Here is a 213-nt window from a genome sequence, read left to right on the forward strand (position 1 = left end):
GTGTTATCTTCTGCCCTATCTCTGAAGCGATTGATGAATATACGGAGCTCGTTAAAAAATACATTGGTAGTGTTGTTGGCCGTAAAGATAACAACTACTCAGCACTAAACTCTGCAGTATTTACCGATGGCTCTTTTGTATACATTCCAAAAGGCACACGATGCCCAATGGAACTATCAAATTACTTCCGTATTAATGAACAAAATACACGTC

General features: G+C 38.5%; 1 pseudogene. It reads left to right on the top strand.

The features are described 5' to 3' along the window. A pseudogene (locus V6256_RS16010) lies at positions 1–213 on the top strand (Fe-S cluster assembly protein SufB); the annotation flags it as partial.

Origin of the sequence: Psychromonas aquatilis, assembly GCF_038155185.1 — a bacterium.
GTDB classification, from domain to species: Bacteria; Pseudomonadota; Gammaproteobacteria; order Enterobacterales; family Psychromonadaceae; genus Psychromonas; species Psychromonas aquatilis.